Source organism: Photobacterium sp. R1 (genome assembly GCF_054600795.1).
The window spans coordinates 236661-256952 of sequence record NZ_BAAHZP010000002.1 but is presented as its reverse complement, the minus strand read 5'-3'; the positions used below and the strand labels follow the sequence as shown (position 1 = coordinate 256952).

The following is a 20292-nucleotide window of genomic DNA, read 5'->3' as shown; positions in this document are numbered from 1 at the left end:
CAGAAGTGCTTTAAGATTGTCCAGATGGCGGCGACATGAGTGCATCAGGACAGGGCTTCGTGCATAATCACTCCTTTGTGGTACTTTTTTGCGCTGAGGTTGAAATGGTCACGACGAAGCTGATTTCATTCTTCTGCTTCCGACAGAAACTGCTGAAAATGTTTGTCCTTGTCGCAATTCTTGTCCTGACGGGCTGCAGCAGTAAGCCTGATATAAACGATGAAGCCGCAGAAAAAACGCTGACTGCAAAGACGCCAACTCATGTTCCAGTAAGTCTTGCCATTCAACCACCTGCACCCAGTTTTCAGACCGTATACCAAAGCTGGAAAGGGACACCATACCGGTTGGGCGGAACCACCCGAAGCGGCATTGACTGTTCTGCATTCGTGCAACTGACTTATTCAGAGGTATATCAGCAAATGTTGCCCCGAACGACGTCGGAGCAATCCCGTTTAGGGAAGCCGGTGCCATTATCTCTGGCGAAAAAAGGTGATCTGATTTTTTTTCGGACGGGCCGAACCATGCGTCATGTTGGGATTTACATGGGAAACAATGAGTTCCTGCATGCTTCTACGTCACAGGGGGTTGTTGTTTCCAGCATGGATGCCCCCTATTGGCAGCGGGCATTTTGGCAGGTACGTCGGTTACAGTGATTCTTGGTCGCTGACCTTTACATATGCCACCAAAATTTCTGGGCCTCTGGCTCGCAAAATGGCCGGAGCCCCCTCATAATTTGTGTGGGACTGGATTTCCAGGAGGTGACCTATGGCGATGGCAATGACAGTCGGGCAATTCCTCAACAGCCATAATGTGGACTTCAGCCTGACACATCACAGACATACTGATACGTCTTTCAGCTCTGCAATCTCTGCACATGTGCCCACATCTCAAGTGGCAAAAGCGGTCTTACTGAAAGATCAGCAGGGAGACCATCTGATGGCGGTTGTCCCCTCAAACCGGCGGGTGATGATTGATAAAATCAACCGGATTATGGGCAAACAGTATTTTCTGGTGGGTGAGCATGAATTGTCCAAGATCTTCCAGGACTGTGAGCCGGGTGCGGTTCCTTCGCTGGGACAGGCATATCAGATCAATATGCTGGTGGATGATTTGCTGCTTGAACAAGATGAACTGTATATCGAATCAGGGGACCATGAAAACCTGATCCATCTGAACAACAAGCAGTTCCACAAAGTGATGCGGGATATTCCACACCGCAATATTTCAGGCTACCGGATGCTGTTTACACAGGAACATGACGGACGTCACTGGGAATGGGAATAGCAGACCGTAAGTGATCGGCCTGAATAAACAAAGACGAGATCCCCGGCGGGAATCTCGTCTTTTTTGTCTGTGATTCTTAATCAATGCAATTCAGCATGAAATTAATAATCGGATCCGTCTCTGTGTTCATCGACAGGGCCTTAGGCATGTACTGTGGGGGTAACAGTATCTCGCGTTCAATCAGCTCGTCTAACAACGGTTTGAATTCAAAGCCGGTTTTCCCGATAAACAGTGAAGTCAGATCGGTTTCTCTGTGTAAGCGGAGCGCATCTTTCAGACCTCGCAGATAGAGGAAGTCTTTTGTGAAGCCACCGCCCCGGTAAGCACGGGTGGTAATCGTAAACGCCGTATCGTCAGACAGCCCGTAGTCGAATTTCAGGGTGCTGAAGGTTTCATTGAAGCTGCGCTTATTTACCATCATATCCACGGCTACGACGCGAAGTGCCAATGTTTTCAGCCGGTGGAGCGGGAAGTTCCCTGACAGGTGCTCACACAAAATTGCCAGACCCTCCTGCGTATGCGTGTTGCCGGGCAGGCCCAGCTGCAGCACTTTCAGGGGTTGGGCTTCAGCATTTACGCTGGTGACCATGTGCACACCCATTTCGTGGTGAATCAGGGCATACAGGTCTGCAGGGGTGAAGCGGCTGTTCAGGTTCACCTTCACTGTGCGTCCGCTGACCATCGCGCGGGCGATCAGTTTGGTTGTGCCCTGGATTTTACAGCTGAAACCGTAGTCCTCGGCAGCCAGGTTGAAGGCATCAATCGCCTCTTCTGCGCTGATTGTAGCTGTTTCACGCTCTGCGTATTCACGGGCATGCAGGATGAACCGGGCATTGGCGATGTCGCTTTCATCCGGGCGACCGTAGTAACGCAATGAGTTATAAAGAAACTCTTCATGGCCCAGACTGGTCAGCAGGTCGATACGAACAGCCAGCTGGTCAATCACCTTGCGGTACATGGCCTGAATACCTGCGTCACGAATGTCTTCTACAGGCAAACGATAGAGCTGCTCACGGAATTTATACGGATCCAGATCCAACTGCCGGTACGTAAACTTAGGCTGGTACGCATCACGATTATGCAGGAAGCGTCTTTTTTCCTGCTTCAGGTTGATCGGGTTGATATAGCTGAGGGTATTCAGGCCACGGGCAAACCGGTATAACTGGCGATCAAGCTGCACAACTTCCTTTGGCAGTTTAGAGTCCAGTACGTGCGCTTTCTGACGTCGGCGCGTTGAAGGCTTCTTCATACGTGATTCAATCACATAAGCCGCATGGCCGGTCAGAGTGCTTTTCAGCTCGGTTTTGAGTTGCTCTATGACCAGAGGGTAACTTTCACCACCATTCTCATTCATATACACCTTCTTAATCTCAATCGGTAAGATCAGGGTGCGGGAGAAATGATCACGGACAAAGGTGGCCTGATATCCCATCCCCTGGAAGACCAGATTTTCACCGGCAGTCACTGCCAGGTTGGGCAGGTTCACCTGACCCAGACGCGTCAGTAAATCCTTAATTTCTGACTGCCACTCTTTACGATCAACCTGCGCCGTACCCAGGTTAAAGGTAGGGCACGGTGTGGTAATGCGTTCGTAATTATATGAGTGTACGTCATAGACGACACAGTAGCCGAACTTATGCTCCAGAGCCGTGATCAGCGCATGAAAAATCCGGTAGTAGCAACTGTGCTTTGCAAGGGATGCGAACCTTTCTGCATCGGTCAGCGGAGCGTGCCAGACATCTTTGCCCCAAGCCTGAGAGTAGATGCAGCTTTTCGGATCGCGATTGAGATCGTATTCATAGCGGGAATCTTCGCCCTGCAGCACAATCGGCATGGATGCGACGAATTCACCTGTATAAGGATCTTCTTCGAAATATCTTTCCTGTGCAGAAAGGTGGCACTTGGCCACCAGTTCAGGACGCATTCTGCTGCCGTGATGAATGGCTGTTGCCACAAACGGCTGGTACTCAGAAATACGGATGGTCAGACTGCCATCAGCCAGCTGAGCTTCAAAAGGTATATTTTGCTGGATTAGTGCCAGCACTTCATGCTCAGCTAGTTGCCGCATCTTCGATAACCTGTCTGAATTTATTTTTACGCGCGATGCTGACATCTTTCGCTTTCACAACGCTCTCGACAAAGTCGATTACTTCACGTTGCAGTTTTGTGCGGTTCAGTCGGTTGATACGGGTAATCCCGCCCGGGCTGAGTACATTGACTTCAACCAGTTTGCCGTTGATCACATCCAGACCGACGAAGTACAGGCCGTCACGGACCAGTTTCGGGCCTATATGACGACACAGGCGCAGTTCCTGTTTGGTCAGCGTGTGCTTCACTTCCTGACCACCGGCATGAATGTTCGAACGGACATCATCTTTTGCCGGAACACGCTTCATTGCACCAATAGGTTCACCATTCAGCATCATGATGCGCACGTCGCCTTGTTCAGCGCCTTCAATGTAATCCTGCAAAATCACATAGTTGTGGTCATCGCCGATATAGAAGTCGAGCAAAGAACGCACACTGGATTTAGCGCTTTTCTCAACCAGAATCACGCCTTTGCCGCCGTAACCGTTCAGCGGTTTCATGATCATGCGGTCATTCGGGTTTTCTTCCAGCACACGCTCGAGATATTCACGGTTTTTGGAAACGTGAGTGACCGGAATGAACTCACGGTTCGGGTCAGGCAGGGAAGCCGTGTAAAGTTTGTTATTGGCAACCCGCAGGCCGTCAATATCATTAAAAATGAAAGTATCGTCACGTACCGAGTCCAGGAAGTTCAGCGCCATCGTGTCCAGCGGCGGGTTAGCACGCATGATAATGGCGTCAAACCCTGCCAGAGGTAGTTCGGCTTTGCGGAATTCTGCTTTCCGGTAAAAGCTTGGAACATTGTTGGAAACGGTTGTCTTCTTCAGCACTCGGCAAAAGGCAATTGCCATACTGTCACGCATGGTCAGGTTACTAGGCGTTGTCAGAGCAACAGTATGGCCACGACTGGCAACTTCATGGATCAATCGTAGAGTAGAGTCGGTTTCCGGTTCTACTTTGTGCCAAGGGTACATCACGAAACAAATTTTCATTTCTATAAACCAGTTTATTGCCCGGTTGCATGGGGCAAAAAAGAAAAGAGCCACGCGCTATTAGGCGAATGGCTCGGTAAAGCATCTTGCTATGGCGATAGTCAACAGATTACTCAGTAATCCATATCCTCATCGCTACCGCCGCTATCATCGCTGTCATCTTCAAAGCTGTTCACCGAAGATTTGCGAGGAGAATTGCACAAGGTATAGCTACGTACCTTGGTGGATGTCTGTTTCAGGTACTTCATCCAGCACTTCGCGAAATCTGATGCAATTTCCTGCTGACCTGTAATTTCAGCAAAAAACTGCACTTCTTCCGGGTTTTCAGGCTGAAGCAAACCTTCCTGGATACCACGCATGGTACGTCCGTAACTTTCCAGAATATTGGCTTCGCTGAGTGTGAATACGCCTGAGCGGTTGAAGCCGCGTGGGAAATTTTTATCGTCGTAAAATTTGCCTACACTTCTCATCTGATCACCTGCCATGTGAGATTTGCGCTGATATTCTTTCAGGTTTGTCGAGTTGTAAATCAAAGGTTTTTCGTCGTCACGATAAAACTTTTTAATGATAAGTGCGGGTCGCTCAGTGTAGTATCGCCATGAGTCCCTTCTTCTATATATACGGGTTAACTTGTGGACACCGAATTACTGAAAACATTTCTTGAAGTCACCAAAACAAGGCACTTTGGCCGGGCTGCCGACAATTTATATCTGACGCAGTCGGCTGTCAGCTTTCGGATACGGCAGCTCGAATCACAACTGGGTAATGCTTTGTTTTCTCGCCAGCGTGGGAATGTTCACCTCACGGCAGCCGGTGAGCGGCTGCAGCCTTATGCTGAGGCGATTTTACAGACCTGGAGCCGAGCGAGGCAGGATGTTGCTTTATCAGACTCCTGTAATAATCAGATAACGCTGGGGGCTTCGGCACTGGTGTGGGAGTTTGATGGCATCTCAGACTGGATCAGCCGCATCTATGGCGCGATTCCGGACCTAGCTTTGCGACTCGAGACGGTTTCAAGACAGGGGCTGGCAAAACAGATTCTGAATAAAAGCATTGATGTGGTCATTACCAGTGAACCGCCCAAGATTGACAACCTGATTGTCAATAAAGTCAGGGAGTATCAGTTACAGCTAGTTTGTCATATGCCGGATTGTGATATGACAGGTGTCAAAGATATGCCTTTAGTTTATCTGGACTGGGGAACCCGTTTCGCGGTAGAGCATAGCCGCATATATGAGTTACAGAAAACACCGATACTGCATACCCATTCAAGCAAGATGGCGCTGGAGCATTTGCTGAATAATGGTGGTGTCGGTTATCTGCCATCGCCTGTGATTGCTCACAGTGTTGAAGCAGGGGAGCTTTATGTCGTCAAGAATGCACCCGTGATGGAGCAAACTTTGTATCTGATATGGCGCGATGACAACGAGAAAATTGAGTTGCTGGATCGCTTGCTGGACGTTGCGTTCAGCGAGATTAGTGAAAGTGTATAAGCACAGTTTTCTGAACAATATATTTTGTTGTCATGATTAAAATATCTTGTTGTACAGAGATTCAGGCTTTGCATTAGTCTCGCTGCTGGAAGGAGGGCGGTTCTGGTGAATTCAAGCTCTCGCTGTATTGGCTATGTGCAGCGAATGAACCGACTTTCTTGTCATACCGCTGAGCATTTGTGTTTTTTTGAATTGTTCCCCTATGCTTAGTGGTGATGGTCAGCCCGGTTTGGGGTGGCCCAACATCCTCAATGTTTTTATCTGGTTGTGTGTCAGGAAACAAGCATGGCAAAGTTAGATGAGAAGTTCCGCAAAGGGTCGAAGTCCAAACTCAAGAGTGATTTTGATGATGACTTTTTTGATTACAATCAGCAGGCGCGGAAGAAAAAACGCCGCCCATCGCGCCAGCGTCAGGACAGCGGTGAGTACATGGATTTCGACTACGAGTAATTAAAATTTCACGACATAGCCTCCAGTAAGTAACGATTCACGTTCAGCTGGAAACCAGACACGAGAAGCGCACCCCAGGGTGCGCTTTGTTATTTTTGGAATCTCTTCAGCACAATCTTTTGAATCAACACTGAATTTTACTGTACGTCTTTCAGTAAGAGTGAAGACAGCTCATCCAGGTGGCTGACGATATAACTCGGACGAATACCTTCCGGTGCCTCGTGATCGTGATGATTCAGCCAGCAGGTATCCATGCCTGCATTGATGCCCCCCAGAATGTCTGAATGCGGATTGTCACCGACCATGAGCACTTTGCTGCGTTCTGGGTTACCGATCGCATTCAGCGCGTAATCAAAAATCTCAGGGGCTGGTTTGGCTGCGCCGACCTGTTCTGAAATGATTAATGTAGAGAAGTAATCTGTGACCCCGGTCCGGCGTAAACGGACATCCTGAAGTTCAGTAAACCCGTTGGTAATAATGCCCATTTTTACGTGCGGATTCAGCCGTTCCAGCATTGAAGCCGCGCCTGGCAGTAATGAACAGGTGTCTGCCATCGCCTCAAGAAATGCGCTGTTCAGAGTGACTGTCGTGACATTGAGCTTGGAAGCCCAGTATTCAAAGCGCAGGTGTTTGATTTGCCCAGCGTTGATATCACCGTTTTGATAATCCACCCAAAGTGGTTTGTTGATACGTTGATATTCAGAGAAATGCTCAGGGGTAAAATCAACCTCAAAACGGGAAAACATCAGTTTGAGGCCGCTGTAAGCATCGAAATGGAAAAGTGTTTCGTCAGCATCAAACAATATCCACTGGTATTTCATAGAGTCAGCCTGTGAAGTTGAGGAAACCCACATCTTACTCTTTTCATCGCCCGGCAACAAAAGAAACCGGGCAACAGCGGAATTACATGATTGATACAGCAGCGGAAATGGCAGTGTGATGATTATGCTGCCAGATGGTCGGTCATCATCCCTGTGGGTTCATTGTAGAGCTTAATCACCAGGGTCAGCGTTTCTTTTTGTGTATCTTCTTTAATGGTGTCTATGGTGTAGAACTGGCCGGTTTTATTTTTTAAAGATTTCTTCACCAGCTGGGCAATGCTGTCGTCGATGTCACCTTTGACTTCAATCGTTTCGACTAATTGAAAGTAACCATGATTTGCTTCATCAGGGGCAAGCAGTTCAGGATTGGCTAAAGCTGAGCCGGAGGCGCTGAGAAGAATGGCACTGAAAATGATGCGCTGAAACATGTTGGTTCCGTCAATGAAAGATGAATATTGCTCATAGCGGCAACTGTGCCATAGCTGCCGCAGTGAATGTCAGCATTCTGTTAATTTGGATTATTCGACATAATTTTTTTGATCTTCAGTCAACACATTTTCCTGGTGCTGATGTGCACCTCTTAACATGGCATGAATCAGCTCATTCGCTTCGAATTTAGTCAGCGCTTCATGGGCACCCACCTGATGTGCCTGAGAGACACTGATTTCGCTCGACAGCGATGTGTGCAGGATTATATAGGTGCCACTCAGTTTGGCACTGTTCTGGACTTCAAATGCCAACTCGTAGCCGTCCAGTCCCGGCATTTCAATGTCACTGACCAGAATTTCAAAGGGGTGACCCGCGTCGGCAGCCTGATTCAGCATTCTGAGGGCGTCAGTCCCGGTAGTTGCAATATGATAAGGGATGCTCACGCTGTCCATTGCCTGACAAAGCTGGCGGCGGGCAACGGCAGAATCATCTACCAGCAGAATTTTCAGCGGGCGCAGAATTTCGCGCTGAACATCGGTCAGAACCGGATGAAGGCTTTCAGGAGAATCAGGAAACACTTTAGACAACAACAACTCAATATCTAATAACTGAACCAGCTGGTTCTCAATATTTGTCACACCGGTAACAAAGATGTTTCGGCCCAGCGATGGCGGCGGGGCGTCAATGTTATGCCAGTTACACTCTGTAATTTTGTTGATCCCACGAACCAGAAAACCAACCAGCCGGCGGCGGCAGTCGGTGATAATGATATAGCATTGCTTCAGTTCTTCCGGTGTGAGCGCAGGGTAACCGATGGCCTTAGCCATATCGATCACCGGCAAGGTGTCACCACGGAGGCTGGCTGCTCCTAAAACCGTTGGATGGGATTGCGGAATAGCAGTTAAAGGCGTAAAAGGAACGATTTCTTTCACTTTCAGTGTGCCAATGGCAAACAGTTGCCGGGAATTCAGCCGAAAAAGCAGCATCCCCTGAGATTGATTGGTTGCGGTTTTGAGCATTGCAGCTTCCCTTTTCCACCCGTCAAATTGTCTTCTGTTGCAACAGAAGAGGACAAGATTTTAATCCGATTATAGTAGCCTGTGGTTCTGGCAAAAGGAATTCATCGTATTGATTTTATTCTTAGTACTTGAACTTTGAGGCTGATCCAGCTTTTTCCCGGTTCAGGAGAAATCTGTTGTCCCAAATGACCTCGTGGCGCGGATTATGCGGGGGAAGATTGGGCTTTTATATAGCGGGTCATCTGGAGCTGAATGCGCTTGGAATGTCGCCGGAGTGCGTTGATTACAGCTATAGTTATAGTCAAAAGGCATACAGGGAAGGGGCTGTGAACCCGGTGCAGTGAAACGCATGGAATGCTGAGGACGTTGAACTCTGAGATAGGTGTGGTTATGGAATTACGGAATAGAACTGGCGATATTGCTCACCTGGCAGACAATCTTACGTTGAAAGAAATTGTCGATATGGGATTTTCAATTGATCTGTGTGACGAAAACTATGATCCCAATGAACACTGGACGATCAGGCAATCCCGTCAGAAAAAAGAAGGTGAGTATCCTTCGAATCAATGAATTGATGGCCAGAGCATTTTGCTCTGGCTTTTTTCTATTTCAGCATGGATTGATATTCGTGAAATAAACACGTTATGCTTTGTACTTCCTGTGGTGAAATGGGAGTCGTTTTTGTCTGTTTCAAATATTCATGGGAATCACATTGATGAATGGAGAATATAAATCATCTGTTTTCATCATTTCATTTCAGTCTTCATTCTGATTCGCGATAGAAAATTAAAGAACTCGGTTTTAAAAAGGATGTTATACGTATGCGTGGTCGCTTTATTTGTTATCAGCCAAACCCGACAGCGGAAGTGAATCTTGTTTGTTTTCCATTTGCGGGCGGAAGTGCAGCAATATTTCATCCATGGGTGGCGCAGTTGCCCCGCCATGTCCAGTTGTTAGCTTATCAGCCTCCCGGGCGGTCGCAGCGTATGGCTGAACCTGGCTGTATCACGATGCAGGAGTATATTGAGGATATCTGGGGTGGTTTACAGGGACACTTAGAAAAACCATTGATTCTCTTTGGCCATAGCATGGGTGCGCTTATTGCCTATGAAGTTGTCAGAAAATTGCATCTAGAGAACCCGCATGTGCCAGTGAAAGCATTTTTTTCTGCGGCAAAGTCACCCTGGAAAAAAAATCGGGCGAAACTCATCAGCCACCTCAATGATGATGAATTTATCAACGAGCTGAAAAGAAAAGGGGGCTTTCCGGAAGAGATTCTGAACAATCAGGAGTTGATGGCACTGTGTACGCCATTTATTAAATCTGATTATCAGCTTGTTGAACAATACTGCTCTGAAGAAACACGTCAATTGGCTGTCCCTGCGACTGTTCTTGCCGGTCTGGAGGATGAAATCTCAGAACAGGAACTGGCTGAGTGGGAAAATGGGTTTACTGAATCACCGGATATTCATCATTTTCCTGGAGGTCATTTCTTTCTCCATGAGCATGCGGTAATGAATGAGATGATTGCCTTAATCACCCGTTAACCGAACATTGAACATTGCAGACACCCGTGGATTTTAACGCCATCGGGTGTTTGCATGGCTGAACTGACGTCACTGATTCGTCTGCTTACTTTTCCAGCCATCCGGCGACAGTCTGTACCGGGACAAAACTGTTTTCTCTGGTGAGCCAGACAGCTACAGCATCTGCATTGAGTGGAATCTCAACCTGCGTGAAAGTCCAGGTGGATTCTGAGGCTTTACGGGAATCACTCAGGACAATATGGTCATACACAAGATTTTTTCCGGCATTTTCACCCCGCTTTATCTGAGTTTGCTCATCCATCGCCAGAATGACTAATTGAGCAATAAAGCGACCTTTGCCTTTGTAATCGAGCTGAAATGTATTTCCATTTCGGGTGAGTTTCAGAATTTCTGTAGCTCGGGAATTGTGCGCCGGTAACGGCTGCCTGCGAAAAAAGCCACGCCACTCCTTGCCGTCAATCACAAATCCCGGCGTATAGACGCCGCTTAAGATTCTGTACTGATGATAGAGCCGCTGCTTCAGGCTGTATTCTGGCTTTGAAAATGTATCTTTCCAACCCAGTGAATCCCAGTAATCAACATGATAGACGACTGGAAGGATCTCTTCCCAGAGCTGATATTTCTGTTTCAATGCGCTGGTGAAGTGATCGGCCGGCGGACAACTGGAGCAGCCTTGTGACGTAAACAACTCAATGACCTGCGCTGGGGGGCCAGAATGTTGCCAAGTTTGTGCAGGAGTAATTGGGCTGACAAGAAGTAAGCTGGCAGCGATGACTGTTTTCATTTCTCTTTTCCCACTGGACGTCTTATCTGAACAGACCTGGGTTGAGGCACTTGCATTTCAGACAGCATGCAATGATTTGAATCTGAAGGGCCAGGTGGATCATTGCGAACCCGGCAATCAGCAGAAAAACAATTAATGAACGGTTGCGTTTCATAATTATGGTGACTATATTTTCACCCTGATTGTTGACAAAGAATATCGTGATGAACACAGAAACTCGTAACGGTTTAGCCGGGCGGCCAGTTGATTCCCAAAAGACATTGCAGATTTTTTCAGCCATTGACGAAATACTGGCGGCTGAAGGAATCGCCCGTCTTTCCATTGAACGGATTGCAAGTACAGCCAAAGTGTCGAAAGTCACTTTATATCGGCGCTTTACTAACCTCGAAGGGGTGATCAGTGCTTATGTCGAAAGTTTCACACAAACTGCGCTTGAGCGTTCTCTCTCTGAAATGCAATCACTTGGGCAGTTCAGTCCTGAACAGAAACTGGTCCGGTTAGGGACACAAGTGATGGTGCTGCTCAGTCAGCCCAGTGTGATTGCATTTGATAACGCAATTGCCGCGGCAGGACCTAAATTTCAGGGGTTAAAGGAAGAATTGTTTCGTCACGGTCCCCAGCGTGTGGTCAGTGAAATCAGCGCTATTTTGTCGCAGTCAGGCGTGAATTCACTGTCGTTCACGCTTGCGCAACTGGCTGACATGCTGTTTCAGCTCTGGAAAAGTGATTTTTATGATGAACTGCGGTTCACGGGACACATGCCGTTGTCCCTGGCGCAGCTTGAACAACACGTGCTCATCAGAACACAATTTTTTCTCAACGCACTGGAGCGGGAGTCGGGTGCATGACAAGTTCTACGAAAATATTACTGGCCGGTGCAACGGGTTATCTTGGGATGCACCTGACAAAGCAATTACAACAGCACGGTTATGATTTCCAGGCGTTAGCACGGAGTCCTGAGAAGCTGAAAGCAATGGGGCTTCACGATGAACAGATCCGTATTGCACAAGTTACCGAACCAGCATCACTGAAAGGATGCTGTGAAGGTGTTGAGGTTGTGATTTCCTGCGTTGGGATCACCCGTCAGCGAGATGGACTGAGTTATATGGACGTTGATTATCAGGCCAATCTGAATTTGTTACTGGAAGCAGAACGCGCGGGTGTGAAGCGATTTATCTATATTTCAGCTTTCAATGCACCCAAATTTCAGACCGTTCGGTTATTGAAAGCAAAAGAGCAATTTGCAAATCGCCTGCTGATTTCCACTATCGCGAGTCCCTGTGTTATCCGTCCAAACGGATTTTTCTCGGATATGACAGAGTTCTACAAGATGGCCAAGCGGGGGCGTGTGTATCTTTTTGGAACCGGGCAACTGAAACTGAACCCGATTCATGGGGATGATCTGGCAAATTTTTGTATAGAAGCCATCAATTCCAATCATACAGAACTGGATGTTGGTGGACCGCAAATCCTCACCCACCGGGAAATTGGAAAAGTTGCATTTCGTGTATTGCAACAACCTGAAAAAATCACCTGCCTGCCCGACTGGTTACGGAAGGGGGTCCTGGCTGTCGCTCGCTTGTTGCCTGTGCAAGTTGCCGGCCCGGTTGAGTTTTTTGCGGCTGCGACCGCTCAGGATATGGTGGCTCCTGTGTATGGTCAGCATACGCTTGAAGCATTTTATACAAGTTACGCGCGTTCAACCGATCCAAATTAAGAAAGAGTGAATTCACAAAATAGGATGGGGTGATGACTTGCTTCTGATTCAGTCAACAGTCAGTATGAATGAAACAAAATGCATAAATAAGCATTCAGGGACAAATAATCAAGGAATCAGGCATGACCAGCAAACACAATACGATAAAAATCTGGGGAATTTCCATTGCCACCTTACTTGGCATTGCAGCCTGCGGCGGTGGCGGCGAAAAGGGGAATGCTCCGGCAGCATTTAATCTGACGGATGTTGCGATTGAGCAGGAAGGGGCCGGAAGGATCAGTTTTGCCTGGCAGCCATCAGAAAGAGCAGAGCGCTATCAGATCTGCATTGAAGAGCAGCGTCAGTGTACAGCCATTGGCGAAACCACGGGTCTTGAACGGATCCTCACCCTCCAAAACAGTAAGGCACTGACACAACCCCAGTATTTCATCCGCGCAATTAATTCAGACGGTTATACCGATTCCAACCTGATGGCACTTCCGGTTTCAGACCTGATTAAAACAGCCAGGGTCTATTTCCCATCTGACAGCCAAAAAAAATCGATCTTTGCAGCCAATGTTAGTATGAGTGCGGACGGCAACACCATTGCAGTTGCTGCGCCGTTTGACAATATCAGCGAGTCATTTTTTGAACAAAATGCGGGTGCCGTTTACATTTACAGACGTGATCAGGCTGGTTACTGGAAAGATCCGGTTCAGATTATTGCCAGCAATCGAGATGGCTACGATTGGTTTGGTATCGGTATCAGCTTGTCGGATGATGGAAAAACACTGGCAGTCGGGGCAAGTGGCGAACAGTCAACATTCGTTGACCAACCGACGCAAAATATGAATGATGCCGTTGGAGCTGTGTATATTTTCGAATCAAATGATGATGGTCAATGGCAGGAAGCAGCGTACATCAAAAGTTCTTCCAGCCTGGATTTATGGGATTACTTCGGTGGACAGGTTGAACTCAGTGGCAACGGAAAAACGCTTGCCATTGCCGCTATAGGTCACGATGCCGCGACAACCGATGATCCGTTTGATAACTCCAGAGCAGATACGGGAGGGGTGTATTTGTTCGAACGTCAATCCGATGGCAGCTGGATTGAAAACCAATATCTGAAAGCTGCAGGATTGGAAAGAGGGGCTGGCTATGGTTACGCGATGGCGATGGATGGCGCTGGAACGCAACTTGTCGTCGGAATGCCTTATTCTGGTGGCACATACCGCTATGGTGAAGTATTTACTTATTCAAAAGATGCAGAAGGTCACTGGCAGTTCAAAGGAATTCTGAAAGGAGAAAGGGAACCTGTTGCTGAATTCGGATCAGAAATTGATATGGACAGCCGTGGCGATACATTGGCGATTACGATGCCTGGCAGAAAAGGGGATGTAACAGGGGTAGTTCGGGTGTACAAACGAACGTCTTCGGGTTCTTGGATACTTAGTACAGAAATTTCTGATCCACAGCAGGATAAATACAGTGATTTTGGTCAACGGGGACTGAGTGTCAGCCAGAATGGTAAAGTGATTGCCATTGGAGCAATTACTACAGATGTGACTGATCCGGACAATCCGGGAACTCAAATCATCAAAGCAGGTACAACTTATATTTACAAGTCAGATGAACAGCAAAATTGGCAGCACAGTGTCACACTGCGTGCGACTGAAATAAAAAGTGATGCTTATTTTGGTCATGCGATTGATCTCAATCAGGATGGCAGTGCTGTTGCGATCGGGGCCAGTGGTTTAATGCTTAGAAATCCTCAGATGGCAACCACTGACGTTGACCTAAACAGCAGTGTGGTCATTTATTGATCTCTCTGTTTGCACATATAGCGGTAGAACAGGCAAGTACGGCCATGCAGCCGTGCTTGCAATCCATTGAGTATGCCGTTAGTGTGTTGAGCATGAACTCAAATATTCCTCAATTCACCTTATCAATTCGCTGGTGGCGCTCCTGAAGGAGCGGCACTGAATTTTTACGTTCATTTGCCGCCGGAATTGGCAGCCAATGAACGCAATGTCTCCGATCTGATGTTTCCTTTGGCTGCCGTAGACTGGCTTTATTCAAGGAAACTCAAGATGAAAGAACGCATTCTTACCGGTGACAGACCGACCGGTTCATTACATTTAGGGCACTTTATCGGCTCGCTTCAGCAACGGATCAAACTTCAGCATACCCATGAACAAACCATTTTGGTTGCAGATTTACAGGCGCTGACCGATAACGGTCAGAACCCGAAAAAAATCTCAGACAATATTCTGAATGTTGTCGCAGACTATCTGGCTGTGGGGATTGATCCCTGCAAAACAACGATCTGTCTTCAGTCTGCATTACCGGCTTTGTCTGAATTAACCATGTATTACTCGAACCTGGTGTCGATTGCCCGGCTGGAACGGAACCCAACGGTTAAGAACGAAATTCATTTTCGGGGATTCGGAAAAACTATACCTGCCGGATTTTTAACTTATCCAATCAGCCAGGCTGCTGACATTACAGCATTCCGTGCAACCCAAGTGCCGGTTGGTGATGATCAATTGCCCATGATAGAGCAGACCAATGAAATTGTTCGCCGGTTTAATTCAGTTGTTCACGAGCCGGTTCTTTATGAGTGTCGGGCGTTGTTGAGCCAGTTTCCAAGATTGCCCGGTGTTGATGGTAAAGCAAAGATGTCGAAATCGCTGGGGACGGCCATTCCATTGGGAGCGACAGCTGATGAAATAAGAACAGCGGTGAAAGCCATGTACACAGATCCGAATCATTTACGTATTGAAGATCCGGGGCAGGTTGAAGGAAATATCGTCTTTACATATCTGGATGCCTTTCACCCGGACAAAGCATTTGTTGAGGAACTGAAATCCCACTATCGTCAGGGGGGATTAGGTGACGGAAAAACAAAGCAAATTCTCGAAGACTGTTTGCAGTCTATGTTGACGCCTATCCGGGAAGAGCGCGAAAAGTTACTGGCAGATAAAACGATGCTGGTTGAGGTCCTCAGAGCCGGCACGGAGAAAGCCAATGAAGTCAGCCAAGGCGTGTTACTTGATGTGAAACGGGCATTAGGCATTGCCATGTTTTGAGTGAGCATGAAAAAATCCGGCTGTATAAGGCCGGATTTTTCAGCACTTGATATGGTGTCATATCAGGATTACAGACGAACACCCTCAACATGCAGTTCCATGTCCGCATAGCTTGACGTGCCCATGACCGGAATGCCGAAATCAGCCAGTTCAATGCGGGTTGTGCCTGTAAATCCTGCGCGGTAACCGCCCCATGGATCTTTACCTGCACCTACAAATTCTGCATCAATTGTGATTGGTTTGGTTTGGCCTCGCAGTGTCAGATCACCGTCAATCGCCAGTTTTCCATTGCCTTTGTCGGTCACTTTGGTGCTGGTGAACGTCGCTTTAGGGAATTTGCGGACTTCAAGAAAATCTTCACTGCGAACGTGTTTGTCACGGTCAGCCTGGTTTGAATCGAAGCTGGTGGTATCAATATTCACTTTAACTTTTGAAGCACTGATGTTCTCAGGGTCATAGCTGAAATTACCGTCAAAAGTATTAAAACGCGCTTTAATAAAGCTGTAGCCCAGGTGGCTGATTTTCAGGTTAACGGATGCATGCGCACCTTTGTTATCAATCATGTAATCTGCAGCATTGGCAATTCCCGGAACAACCAGGGCCGCAGCCAGACTTAAAGCGGTAAGATGCTTCTTCATTTTTCCTTCACTCCCAACATTTTTTTCAGGGTATTATCTTTATGAATAAAGTGGTGCTTGAATGCCGCCACTGCATGGAGCAGTGCCAGTCCAATCAGGGTGTAAGCCAGATATTCATGAATTTCTCCGGCAATATCGGATTGATCCAGGAACAATTCTCCCATCGACGGAACCGTCAGCCAGTTGAAAACTTCAATACCGCGACCATCAGAGGTCGAAATCAGGTAACCACTGATAAACAATCCGAACAGTAAAATATAGATGACGGCATGCGCTGATTTCGCGGAGATTTTTTCCAGTCCGGAACCAATAATTTCAGGTTGATTCTTGATGGTTTTCCAAAGAAGACGAAACAGCGTCGCAGCCATCAGACTCAGGCCGATAGATTTGTGCCAGTGTGGTGCAACGGTATACCAAGAAGAATAATAATTGAGATCGACCATCCATAGGCCAACCGCAAAGAGTCCGATAATGACGACAGCACTGAGCCAATGCAGGGTAATGGAGACCCAATCGTAATGCGTGACCTCTTTTTTCATGTATCCGGATATCCTGAATGAGAACTACTTCCCTATTCTAGAGGCAAATGTTTCAAAAATCAGTGCATTATGTTGAACAAGCTCTTCGAAGAAATTGAACAAGTCGGAAAAAGCCAATGAAATCGTGATGTAATCGGCCGAAGTCAAGAGTGATAAATTTGTAACCAGATATAACAACCCTCTCAGACGGAGGGCTGTTGAGCAATTTTGTGCTTTTTAATCATGCAATTAGCGCTGGATGTCATTTTCATGGCGCCAATTCATAATTGTCCACTCCTGCATTTGAGCATGCAGGGCTAAAGCTGGATCCGGATTGACTGCAAATGGGAAATCAACAGCCTGGAGAAGTGGGAGGTCGTTCATTGAATCAGTATAGCAATACAGGCTGTGAAACTGGGTTAACTGATCCTGCAGCCATGCCTTCAATCGCGTGACTTTCCCTTCACGATAGCTCAGCGTACCGGTGGTGCTGCCGGTATAAATGCCGTTAATGGTTTCAAGCCGAATCGCAAGCGCATCATCAACCTGGAGTAATTCAGCGATTGGTTTAACGAGATGTTCACTGGTCGCAGAGATAATAATGACAGTATCACCGCGCTTTTTGTGCCAGGTGATTCGTTCAGAGGCATCAGGAAAAATAGCGGGCTGAATGCGCTGTTCGACGAATTCACGAATCATTGGCGCCAGATCCAGTTCAGATTTACCTGAAATCGGCGCAAGCGTCGCAGTCATATAGGACTGCATATCCATCTTGCCTTTCGCATAATCCTGCATCAGTGCCTGCTCTTGTTCGAGCAGATGCTCAGATGCCAGTCCTTTGTCGACAAGGAATTTTACCCACAATGAAGCCGAATCTGCGGCAATCAGGGTTTCATCTAAATCGAAGATGGCAAGATTGGGTAATTTTGTGATGGGATGAATGTTGGATAACAACTTGTCTTTCCTTTCCTTCAGATTTAAGGGGTAAGATTATGTGCGAACCATGACACGAATGTTTCAGTGAAATGTCGGTTTGAAGTCATCTCGCGATAGATAAATCAGGAAAATTAACTTTTTTGTGACATTTTTCCCAGCATGAGCGCATAAACTTCACATGTCTCAATCTTGAGACAGTTTTTGGTCGCCACTCTCTATATAGTTCGGCGGTTTTACGTGAGTATGCAGGCAGGAGTGCAAGCTTTCATGAGCGTATGCCATTTCATTCATCGTGTGAAGAGATAAATGTGAGCAAAATTATCGCCACAATCAAAGACATTGATATGCACCTGAGAACGGAATCTGACGGTAGTATTAGTGCAGCGTACGATGCCTATCAAATCAAAACCGCATTTCAGCCGATTCATACCGTTCATGGTGAGTTTTTTGGCTATGAAGCACTGGCCCGGGTTTTTAATGAGGCTGGTGAAGAACTGAAAACTGAGCCTTTTTTTACTTCTGAATATCTCGACATGACAGACCAGGTCAACCTGGATCGGTTGGCACGAGCAATTCATGTGAAAAACTTTGCCAGTTTTTTTCCTGCCCATTTCCTCTTCATTAATATGATGCCTGATGTGCTGCTGGCTCATAACAGGCAAGCTTCTGCAGAAAAGTTTAATGACTTCGGTTTGATGTCCAGTCAGGTTTATGTCGAGTTACTTGAACACGATTGTTCATGTAATCATGAACTTCAATGTGTGCTGGGTCAGATGCGGGCACAGGGCTTGAAAATTGCAATTGATGACTATGGCGTGAAAGCTTCGTCAGAACGCCGGGCGCGTTTGTTAAACCCGGATATGATCAAAGTGGATCGCTCTTTGCTGGCCGGTTATCTGGCCGGAGACACGCAGCCGCTGATTCAGGTTGTGAAACTGGCTCAGGAACTCGGCGCAAAACTGTTGCTGGAAGGCGTAGAAAACGAGGAAGGGCGGGAAGTAGCGACGCAGCTGGGGGTTGACTATATGCAAGGATTCTATCTTGGCCGTCCGCAGTTATTGTCTGAGATGCTGGAATCAAGGGTTTACTGAGGTAAACCCTTGAGACTATGTTCTTAATGAGCGACGCCGCCCGTCGTGAGCTTCTGCGGATCCAGTAAACTTTCCAGTTCGCTGCGCGTCAGTTCAGTTTCCTCTTCAGCAACATCCAGAATATCCCGTTTCTCTTTGTAAGCCTTTTTAGCGATTTCAGCCGCTTTCAAATAGCCGATCACCGGATTCAGTGCCGTCACTAGAATTGGGTTTTTCGCCAGTGCTTCCTGAAGTTTATCCTCACGGACATGAAAACCGGCAATGGCTTTATCTGCCAGCAGGGTGAAGGCGTTTGCCAGCAGCTCAATGCTTTGCAACAGGTTATAAGCAATCACAGGCAACATCACATTCAGCTGGAAGTTCCCGGATTGTCCTGCCACTGTGATGGTTGAATCATTGCCGATGACTTGTGCAGAGACCATGGCTGCCGCCTCTGGAATCACCGGGTTGACTTTACCGGGCATGATGGATGATCCGGGTTGTAAGGCTTCCAGCTCTATTTCGCCTAAACCAGCCAGCGGTCCGGAGTTCATCCAGCGCAGATCATTGGCAATTTTCATCATGGCGACGGCAGCTGTTTTCAGCTGTCCGGATAAGGCCACAATGGCGTCCTGGCTGCTCAGGTTGTAGAAAAAGTTATCACTGCAGCTGAAAGGTATTTCAGCAGAAACGGACAAGTTGTTGGCAAAGGTTGCAGCAAATTTCGGATCTGCATTGATCCCGGTACCAACCGCGGTGCCGCCCTGGGCCAGCGCGGTGACGTTTTCAAGACTCTGAACAATGCCGTGGTGTGCTTTTTCAATTTGCGTCTTCCAGCCCTGCAGTTCTTGCGCCAGTGTCACCGGCATCGCATCCATTAAATGAGTGCGGCCAGTTTTGACGATATGACCGACTGCCGCCGATTTTTCATCCAGCGTTTTGCTGATATGTGCCATGGCCGGGAACAGGTGTTCATGACATGCAATAGCTGCACTGACCTGAATGGTTGTCGGAATAACGTCATTACTGCTTTGTCCCATGTTGACATGGTCATTTGGATTGACGGTCATACCTGACCGGTTTGATGCCAGCGTTGCAATGACCTCATTGGCATTCATGTTAGAGCTGGTGCCGGACCCTGTCTGGAAGACATCAATCGGGAACTGATCAAGATGATGGCCGTCAATGATCTCCTGACAGCTGTCGATAATGGCATGAGCGATATCATTGTCGAGCAGGCCCAGTTCAAGATTACTTCTCGCGGCAGCTTGTTTGACAAATGCAAGAGCCTGAATGAACCGGGCTGGCATGGTCAGGCCGCTGACAGGGAAGTTATTCACCGCGCGTTGGGTCTGTGCCTGATACAGCGCATTCTGGGGAACCTGTACTTCACCCATGCTGTCTTTTTCAATTCGGTAATCTTTCGTCATGTCAGCGG

General features: G+C 47.5%; 22 protein-coding genes. 11 read left to right on the top strand and 11 right to left on the bottom strand.

Annotation, left to right across the window (positions count from 1 at the left end):
• The first annotated feature begins 104 nt into the window (after positions 1-104).
• A complete protein-coding gene (locus ACYP03_RS04150) occupies positions 105-653 on the top strand; it encodes an NlpC/P60 family protein (RefSeq protein WP_459778590.1) in 549 nt (182 codons plus the stop codon).
• A gap of 112 nt (positions 654-765) precedes the next feature.
• Entirely contained in the window at positions 766-1284 is a 519-nt protein-coding gene (locus ACYP03_RS04145) for an aminoacyl-tRNA deacylase (RefSeq protein WP_248142522.1), read from the top strand.
• Positions 1285-1360: 76 nt separating this feature from the next.
• Here the strand turns inward: ACYP03_RS04145 and ACYP03_RS04140 are convergent, their stop codons facing one another.
• The 3 genes from ACYP03_RS04140 to ACYP03_RS04130 all read right to left on the bottom strand — a co-directional run bounded on the left by ACYP03_RS04140 (position 1361) and on the right by ACYP03_RS04130 (position 4834).
• Positions 1361-3352 (bottom strand): flavohemoglobin expression-modulating QEGLA motif protein, encoded by a 1992-nt coding sequence (locus tag ACYP03_RS04140; RefSeq protein ID WP_459778589.1) that lies wholly within the window; start codon positions 3350-3352, stop codon positions 1361-1363.
• Entirely contained in the window at positions 3336-4364 is a 1029-nt protein-coding gene (gene gshB / locus ACYP03_RS04135; protein WP_330959902.1) for a glutathione synthase, read from the bottom strand. The genes ACYP03_RS04140 and gshB overlap by 17 nt, the downstream gene beginning before the upstream one ends.
• Before the next feature lie 113 nt (positions 4365-4477).
• Positions 4478-4834, bottom strand: coding sequence for a MaoP family protein (locus tag ACYP03_RS04130; RefSeq protein WP_459778588.1), 357 nt, complete (start codon positions 4832-4834; stop codon positions 4478-4480).
• Positions 4835-4996: 162 nt separating this feature from the next.
• On the opposite strand from ACYP03_RS04130, the gene hdfR reads away from it, so the two are divergent.
• A complete protein-coding gene (gene hdfR / locus ACYP03_RS04125) occupies positions 4997-5857 on the top strand; it encodes an HTH-type transcriptional regulator HdfR (protein WP_248142518.1) in 861 nt (286 codons plus the stop codon).
• Positions 5858-6142: 285 nt separating this feature from the next.
• On the top strand, positions 6143-6307 hold the full coding sequence (locus ACYP03_RS04120; protein WP_248142517.1) for a hypothetical protein: 165 nt from the start codon (positions 6143-6145) through the stop codon (positions 6305-6307).
• 137 nt (positions 6308-6444) lie between these two features.
• Here the strand turns inward: ACYP03_RS04120 and yjjG are convergent, their stop codons facing one another.
• From yjjG to ACYP03_RS04105, 3 genes are all read right to left on the bottom strand, one after another.
• Positions 6445-7128: a pyrimidine 5'-nucleotidase gene (gene yjjG, locus ACYP03_RS04115; protein WP_459778587.1), complete on the bottom strand. Its 684-nt coding sequence runs from the start codon at positions 7126-7128 to the stop codon at positions 6445-6447.
• A gap of 122 nt (positions 7129-7250) precedes the next feature.
• Positions 7251-7556 carry a hypothetical protein gene (locus ACYP03_RS04110; RefSeq protein ID WP_248142516.1) on the bottom strand — a complete coding sequence of 102 codons (306 nt, stop codon included), beginning with the start codon at positions 7554-7556 and terminating at the stop codon, positions 7251-7253.
• A gap of 90 nt (positions 7557-7646) precedes the next feature.
• Entirely contained in the window at positions 7647-8576 is a 930-nt protein-coding gene (locus tag ACYP03_RS04105; protein ID WP_248142515.1) for a chemotaxis protein, read from the bottom strand.
• A gap of 390 nt (positions 8577-8966) precedes the next feature.
• Between ACYP03_RS04105 and ACYP03_RS04100 the strand changes: the two genes are divergently transcribed.
• Positions 8967-9146, top strand: coding sequence for a hypothetical protein (locus ACYP03_RS04100; RefSeq protein WP_036754379.1), 180 nt, complete (start codon positions 8967-8969; stop codon positions 9144-9146).
• Between the two features lie 296 nt (positions 9147-9442).
• Positions 9443-10123, top strand: a complete 681-nt coding sequence (locus ACYP03_RS04095) for a thioesterase II family protein (protein ID WP_459778586.1) — start codon at positions 9443-9445, stop codon at positions 10121-10123.
• A gap of 85 nt (positions 10124-10208) precedes the next feature.
• Here ACYP03_RS04095 and ACYP03_RS04090 read toward each other — a convergent pair whose 3' ends face one another.
• Positions 10209-10907: a DUF1223 domain-containing protein gene (locus ACYP03_RS04090; RefSeq protein ID WP_248142513.1), complete on the bottom strand. Its 699-nt coding sequence runs from the start codon at positions 10905-10907 to the stop codon at positions 10209-10211.
• Positions 10908-11110: 203 nt separating this feature from the next.
• On the opposite strand from ACYP03_RS04090, the gene ACYP03_RS04085 reads away from it, so the two are divergent.
• From ACYP03_RS04085 to trpS, 4 genes are all read left to right on the top strand, one after another.
• Positions 11111-11755, top strand: coding sequence for a TetR/AcrR family transcriptional regulator (locus ACYP03_RS04085; protein WP_459778585.1), 645 nt, complete (start codon positions 11111-11113; stop codon positions 11753-11755).
• On the top strand, positions 11752-12624 hold the full coding sequence (locus ACYP03_RS04080) for an SDR family oxidoreductase (RefSeq protein WP_459778584.1): 873 nt from the start codon (positions 11752-11754) through the stop codon (positions 12622-12624). Before ACYP03_RS04085 ends, ACYP03_RS04080 begins: the two co-directional genes overlap by 4 nt.
• A 122-nt stretch (positions 12625-12746) precedes the next feature.
• Positions 12747-14426, top strand: a complete 1680-nt coding sequence (locus tag ACYP03_RS04075) for a hypothetical protein (RefSeq protein ID WP_459778583.1) — start codon at positions 12747-12749, stop codon at positions 14424-14426.
• A 267-nt stretch (positions 14427-14693) separates the two neighbouring features.
• A complete protein-coding gene (trpS, locus tag ACYP03_RS04070) occupies positions 14694-15692 on the top strand; it encodes a tryptophan--tRNA ligase (RefSeq protein ID WP_459778582.1) in 999 nt (332 codons plus the stop codon).
• A gap of 68 nt (positions 15693-15760) precedes the next feature.
• On the opposite strand, the gene ACYP03_RS04065 is transcribed toward trpS, so the two are convergent.
• From ACYP03_RS04065 to ACYP03_RS04055, 3 genes are all read right to left on the bottom strand, one after another.
• A complete protein-coding gene (locus tag ACYP03_RS04065) occupies positions 15761-16330 on the bottom strand; it encodes a YceI family protein (protein WP_248142509.1) in 570 nt (189 codons plus the stop codon).
• The gene (locus ACYP03_RS04060; protein ID WP_248142508.1) at positions 16327-16869 is read right to left on the bottom strand and encodes a cytochrome b; all 543 of its coding nucleotides are present in this window, start codon (positions 16867-16869) and stop codon (positions 16327-16329) included. Before ACYP03_RS04060 ends, ACYP03_RS04065 begins: the two co-directional genes overlap by 4 nt.
• A 228-nt stretch (positions 16870-17097) precedes the next feature.
• Entirely contained in the window at positions 17098-17802 is a 705-nt protein-coding gene (locus ACYP03_RS04055; RefSeq protein ID WP_459778581.1) for an HAD family hydrolase, read from the bottom strand.
• Positions 17803-18092: 290 nt separating this feature from the next.
• Between ACYP03_RS04055 and ACYP03_RS04050 the strand changes: the two genes are divergently transcribed.
• A complete protein-coding gene (locus tag ACYP03_RS04050) occupies positions 18093-18875 on the top strand; it encodes an EAL domain-containing protein (protein WP_330959910.1) in 783 nt (260 codons plus the stop codon).
• Between the two features lie 23 nt (positions 18876-18898).
• Here the strand turns inward: ACYP03_RS04050 and ACYP03_RS04045 are convergent, their stop codons facing one another.
• Positions 18899-20284, bottom strand: coding sequence for a class II fumarate hydratase (locus tag ACYP03_RS04045; protein WP_459778580.1), 1386 nt, complete (start codon positions 20282-20284; stop codon positions 18899-18901).
• Positions 20285-20292 lie beyond the last annotated feature (8 nt).